5 protein-coding genes are annotated in these 6,096 nt (G+C 63.7%); 3 read left to right on the top strand and 2 right to left on the bottom strand.

Features of this window, described 5'->3' with window-relative positions; translation table 11 throughout:
• Nucleotides 1–256: 256 nt before the first annotated feature.
• Complete coding sequence (gene dcd / locus DF196_RS12960) at nt 257–838, bottom strand: dCTP deaminase (RefSeq protein WP_109058214.1); 582 nt, start codon at nt 836–838, stop codon at nt 257–259.
• Between the two features lie 295 nt (nt 839–1,133).
• Here dcd and DF196_RS12955 point away from each other — a divergent pair, with 295 nt between their 5' ends.
• Both DF196_RS12955 and DF196_RS12950 read left to right on the top strand, forming a co-directional pair.
• Nucleotides 1,134–1,892 (top strand): alpha/beta hydrolase, encoded by a 759-nt coding sequence (locus DF196_RS12955; protein ID WP_109058213.1) that lies wholly within the window; start codon nt 1,134–1,136, stop codon nt 1,890–1,892.
• A gap of 216 nt (nt 1,893–2,108) precedes the next feature.
• Nucleotides 2,109–2,912, top strand: coding sequence for a sulfite exporter TauE/SafE family protein (locus DF196_RS12950; protein ID WP_109058212.1), 804 nt, complete (start codon nt 2,109–2,111; stop codon nt 2,910–2,912).
• 278 nt (nt 2,913–3,190) lie between these two features.
• Here the strand turns inward: DF196_RS12950 and DF196_RS12945 are convergent, their stop codons facing one another.
• On the bottom strand, nt 3,191–5,263 hold the full coding sequence (locus tag DF196_RS12945; RefSeq protein WP_109058211.1) for a Na+/H+ antiporter: 2,073 nt from the start codon (nt 5,261–5,263) through the stop codon (nt 3,191–3,193).
• 144 nt (nt 5,264–5,407) lie between these two features.
• Between DF196_RS12945 and DF196_RS12940 the strand changes: the two genes are divergently transcribed.
• Nucleotides 5,408–5,944, top strand: coding sequence for a nucleoside deaminase (locus DF196_RS12940; protein WP_109058210.1), 537 nt, complete (start codon nt 5,408–5,410; stop codon nt 5,942–5,944).
• Nucleotides 5,945–6,096 lie beyond the last annotated feature (152 nt).

The following is a 6,096-nucleotide window of genomic DNA, read 5'->3' as shown; positions in this document are numbered from 1 at the left end:
CATGCCTAGGCTCGTGGGCTCGGAGAGGTGGATCAGAGACAGGACCGGCACAGTGGGGGAGACCGCAGCGGGCTGGGCCACCGTGGGGGCGTCGAGCGGCGGCACCGTGGGCTTGGAGGACTTCTCATGGTGCTGGAAATCGAAATCAAAACCGCCATCGATATTGGTCATGGCATCTCCTTGAAAACAACGGGCAGAACGGCAAGGCCGGCGCTGAGGCCGGCCGAAAGTATGGGGGGAACGCGCTGGGCGGACGTCAGTCGTCGATATGCGCGCGGTAGAAGTTCTCGTAGGACCGGCTGGGGGTCGGGCCGCGCTGGCCCTGATAATGCGAACCGGTGCCGGCGGAACCGTACGGATGCTCGGCCGGCGAGCTCAGCTGGAAGAAGCACATCTGGCCGATCTTCATGCCCGGCCACAGCTTGACCGGCAGCGTGGAGACGTTGGACAGCTCCAGCGTGATGTGCCCTTCGAAACCGGGGTCGATGAAACCTGCGGTGGAGTGGGTCAGGATGCCGAGTCGGCCCAGCGAGCTCTTGCCCTCAAGACGGGCGGCGATGGTCGGATCGAGCTTGACGTACTCCCACGTGGAGCCCAGCGCGAACTCGCCGGGATGCAGGATCCACGGCTCGTCCGGGCCCACTTCGAACTGCTCGGTGAGCGCGCCCTGGTTCTCGGCCGGATCCACATACGTGTAGGCATGGTTGTTGAACAGACGGAAATAACGGTCCAAACGGACATCGATGGAGGCGGGCTGCACCATCTCCGGGGTCCACGGATCCAATGCAATATGACCGGCGGCCTGGGCGGCGAGAATATCGCGGTCGGACAGCAGCATACAAACTCCTTGCTTTCTATACTGCTGACCAGTCTAGCGTTCTGTGTGGAGACACCGATTTTCAGGTTATTCTCAGAAAAACCTAGAGATAGACCCAGAAACCCATGGTTATATAAGTCATGTCAGCAAAACAAGACGCTGATCAGGAGCCGCAGCAGTTCCCGACAATTGAACCCCTTTCTTCTTCTCTCTCCTTTCTCTCCCCGGCGGACACCCCGCCGGGGTTCTTTTTTGTGACCCAGATCATGAGCCGGATCGGGCGGGGCGTAACGGCGCGGCCGTACCATTGGCAGGTATGAGCAACGAAGCGAATGCAGAACGGCCGCTCATCGGCCGCGAATCCACCACCGTTCCGGGGCATTTCGGCGACCCGTTGACCGTGGAGCACGTGCTGGCCTCCCGCGGCGGCATCGGGCAGCACCCCACGCATCCGCTGTTCCTGTGCCTGCACGGCTGGGGCTCCAACGAGGAGGAGATGGCGGACATCATGCGCCTCATCGCCCCCTACAACGACTTCGCCGCCCTACGCGGGCCGCTGACGCTCGCCGAACCGGAACCCGGCAGCCGCGAGCCCGGCAACTACGCCTGGCTGCATGACTCGCTGCCCGTGGGCGAGGACCTCGATTATGACGCCTACGCGGCGGCTGTGGCGGTCGACCGCGGGGTCGCCGCCAACATTCCCTCCGACCGTGACGTGGTGCCGCTCGGCTTCTCGCAGGGCGGGCTCGTGGCCGTGCATCTGCTGCGGCTCAATCCCGAGCGTTACCGTGCGGTGATCTCCCTGTCCGGCTTCAACGCGCCCGGCCAGGTGCCCGGCACGGCCCCCGCCGACGATCGCCTCGCCGATTACGACATCCCCGTCTTCTACACCTACGGCAAACTCGACGGCGTGATTCCCAAGTACGAGCTGTTCGCCGCCGCGGCCTGGCTTGAGGAGCACACGTGGCTCAAGACCAAGAGCTACCACGGCCTCGACCACAACGTGAGCCTTGAGGAATTCGCCGACCTGCGCCAATGGCTGCTCGACCACGACATCACCTCCGGCGTGCTGTAGACCGTGCGTCGTCCCAGGCGCGGCACGTGATACGGGAACGGACGCCGGGCCGGCTTCCGCGGGATCCGGTCATAGACTAAGGCTCTGTTAAACCAAGATTGACATGGTCCTTATTCTTGGCTCCCCTTGTCAGGGGAGCTGGCGGCGAAGCCGTCTGAGGGGTAGTCAGACATGGATTCATGTCAATTTTGGTTTAACAGAGCCTAGACTGATGCCATGAGTGAAGTGAGCATCAACGAGAACCATCTGGATGAGTCCCCGCGCGGCATTGTGATCATGGCCGTGGTGGGCGTGGCCGTGGGCATCCTGTCCGGTCTGTTCGGCATCGGCGGCGGCACGGTGATCGTCCCCGCGCTGGTCTGGCTGGGACTGACGCAGCGCCATGCGGCGGCCACGTCGATGATGGCGATCGTGCCCACCGCGATTTCCGGCGTGGTCTCCTACGCCGTGGAGGGTGATGTGGATTGGGCCGCGGCCGCGCTGGTGTTCTGCGGCATGTTCGTGGGCGGGCAGATCGGATCGTGGCTGTTGTCCAAGTTGCCGGAACTCGTGCTGCGATGGGCGTTCGTGCTGTTCCTGGTGTTCGTGATCGTCAATCAGGCCATGTCGAATCCGTCACGTGATTCGCAGATCGTCATGAGCGTGGGTACGGTGATCGGGCTCATCGCGTTTGGTGTGATCGCCGGTATTCTGGCCGGCCTATTGGGCATCGGCGGTGGCGCCATTTGCGTGCCGGCACTGTCCATTATTTTCGGTGCGAGCGATCTGATCGCCCGTGGTACGTCGTTGCTGGCCATGTTCCCGAACGCCATCACCACGTCCGTGGCGAACACGCGGCGGCGGCTCGTGCATGTCAAGGCCGCTCTGATCATCGGTATCGTTGCTGCCCTGACCGCGCCGCTCGGCACATGGATGGCCGCCGCCGTGACCCCGCGCGTGGGCGCGATCCTATTCACCGTCTACCTGTGCGTCCTGCTGGTCCGCTCCCTCTGGGTGGCGATCAAGGCCAGTAGGAGGTAACTTCTGGCTCCCCCTCAGCGGGGCTAATGTCGATACGGATTTTCTTTGGCTCCCCTCTCTGAGGGGAGCTGTCGCTGAAGGCGACTGAGGGGAGCGCCACGGGAATCACCTGACGACTCCCCTCAGTCTCACTTCGTTCGACAGCTCCCCTCAGAGAGGGGAGCCAAGAAAAGGGCTCAGATGCCGGAATCGGCATCGACCTGCCGAGCCGTGAAGCGGACAGTCCGGTGGACTGTCCGTAGGCGAGGGGAGCGGCTGTGCCGCGACGGTGATGTAGGTCAGATGCCGGAATCGGCATCGACCTGCATCACGTAGATATTCCGCCTCAGCGTGCGCATCTGGGCGCGGTTGATGTCGCCGGCCTCGAACATGTCCTGAATCACGCTGAGCTCGATGCCGTAGCTTTCCTTCTTGACTTCCTCGATCTGCGTGATGGCCGCCGCACTGCCGCTCATGTTCGGACGCGACTGCAGTGAGGCCTCGGCACGACGGTAGTCGAGCAGCAGCGCCGAGCAGTGCTCGGTGTTGTACGTATCCTGCCCCATCTCATCCACCAAGCGATCGATCACATGGTGAATCGCCTCCACCTGAATCTCGCGCGTGCGGGCGAAGATCTGGTCCTCGCTCACCAGCGGCGTGGTATGGCGGATCTTGGAGATCGTGCGCTTGGTGAGGTTGCTGAGTCGGCGCTGCAGCATGCGTCCGCGACCGCGGATCTGCGAGACCGTGTGCCCGGACGTGGGGTCGGTGGACGTATGACGCAACGTGTTCATGATCTGGTCGAGCATACGTTCGCAGGCCTCGATGTTGAGCTCCTGCGTGGCCTGATCCGCATCCGGATGCGCCTTGAGCTCGGCCAGCCTATCGCGCACGAATTCCTTCTCCCAGTGCAGCGCCTCGATCTGCAGATGCTCCAGACCCTGCGGGTCGGATTCGCCGATGCGCTGCTTCAGACGGCTGATGCGTTTGGTGTACAGGTCGATCACCACCAGCACCGCACGGCGGTTCTCCGGCGTGATGCGCCCGGTCAGCTCCTCGACCGTGGAGCGCAGCACCTCGATGGTGATCGGCACCATCTCGGCGGCCGGATCCTTGCCGCGGTTCGGCGCGAGCAGCGGCAGCAGGAAGTTCGCCAGCAGCAGCGTGACGATGATGACGCCCGAGGCGATGAAGATCAGCTCGTCGCGCATCGGGAACGGCACGCCGCTCGCCAGATAGTAGGGGATGGTGAACATCAGCGACAGCGTGATGGTGCCCTTGGGGCCGCCGAATGTCATCACCGCGGCCGAACGCCAGCGTTCCGGCGTCATCTTGCGGCGCTGGCCGGTGTTGATGTCGCGCGCGATGCGCAGCATGGCCGCCACCCAGATGAATCGCAGCACGATCACCACCGCGGTGACCAGCAGAATGATGCCGATGAGCTTGTTGTTGCTGATGTGCGGGTCGGACCAGCTGGCCTGCATGGCCAGCGGCAGCTGCATGCCGAGCAGGATGAACACCGCGCCGTTGAGCGAGAAGCTCAGCACGCCCCACACGGAGGCGGAGACGATGTTCGTGCGCGCCACGTTCGGGCCCACGCCCGTGCGGTCGAACCGGGTGAACAGGCCTGCGGCCACCACCGCCAGAATGCCGGACAGGCCGAAGTCCTCGGCGCCCAGATACAACAGGAACGGCAGGAACAGTTCCATCAGGATGCGCGTGGTGGTGGTCTCCCAACCCATCGACCGCACGGTTTCGAACACCCAGTTGGCCAGCATGCCGACCACCAGGCCGAACACGGTGCCGCCGATGAACGAGACCGCGAACTCGCCGGCGGCCTCGCCCACGGCGAAGGTCCCGGTGAACGCCGCCGCCAACGCGAACTGGAAGCCCACGATGCCGGAAGCGTCGTTGAACAGCGATTCGCCCTTGAGCACGCCGCGTTGGCGCTGCGTCAACGACGCCTCCTTGCCCAGCGAGCTGACGGCCACCGCGTCGGTCGGTCCCAATGCCGCGCCCAGTGCCAATGCGGCGGCCAGCGTGATGGCCGGCCAGACGGCATGCAGGATGAACCCGACCGCCACCATCGTGGCTATCGCCAGCCCGATGGCCAGCGAAAGGCTCAGTTTCAGCGTTTTCAGCAGGGACGATTTGTCGATTTCGTGCGCCTCAAGATAGAGCAGCGGTGCGATGAACAGCACCATGAACAGCTCGGGGTCGAGGCTCGCGTCCGGGAAGAACGGCAGGTAGGCCACCAGCACACCCAGCACGATCTGGACCAGCGGCGTGGAGACCTTGGGAATGAAGCGACTGACGAACGAGCTCAACACCACTGCCGCGATGATGCATACAATGAGCTCGAATACCGCCATGATCCCACCCTCTCTCGTGTCGTGAAAAGTATAGAAAAACAATTGGAACTCATGCGTAAACGTACGCCCAGAGTGGACAGTCGCCGCGAGGAAACCGGCGGATCGGACATGGCTGCTTGATTCGTCCGGGCTTAGACTCGTCGTATGAACGATAAGGAAGCGATGCTCGCCGCCCTCGACCTGGCCCGTGAGGCCGCGCTCGCCGGCGATGTGCCGGTCGGGGCCGTGGTGCTGGACGCCGACGGACGGATCATCGGCCGGGGATACAACACCCGCGAGGCCGGGGGAGACCCGCTGGCCCACGCCGAAATCATCGCGATGCGCGAAGCCGCGGCCATGCGCCGGCAACGGGCTGTGGCCATCGGCGATACGACCGTGCCGGCCGGCCGGACCCGTGCCGATGATGCCGGTGCCGTTTCCGGCTCGGACCGTTCCTGGAACCTCGCCGATTGCACGCTCGCGGTGACGCTCGAACCCTGCCCGATGTGCGCGGGCGCATGCATCCAGACGCATATCGGCCGCATCGTGTTTGGCGCGTGGGACGCCAAACTCGGCGCTTGCGGCTCGATCTGGGACATCCCGCGCGATCCGCACGTGGGCCACACGCCCGAGGTCTACGGCGGCGTCCTCGAACGCGACTGCCAGACCATCCTCACGGATTTCTTCACCGCCCGTCGCTAACTCAGTTGAGCGTAGCCCCGTACCATTTGGCTCTGTTAAACCAAGATTGACATGAATCCATGTCTGGCTACCCCTCAGTCGGCTTCGCCGACAGCTCCCCTGACAAGGGGAGCCGAGAATAAGGGCCATGTCAATCTTGGTTTAACAGAGCC

The sequence above is a fragment of the Bifidobacterium callitrichidarum genome (genome assembly GCF_003129905.1).
In the GTDB taxonomy this organism is placed as follows: domain Bacteria; phylum Actinomycetota; class Actinomycetes; order Actinomycetales; family Bifidobacteriaceae; genus Bifidobacterium; species Bifidobacterium callitrichidarum.
Note: the sequence above shows the minus strand (reverse complement) of the source record. Positions and strands in the feature narration are given on the sequence as shown.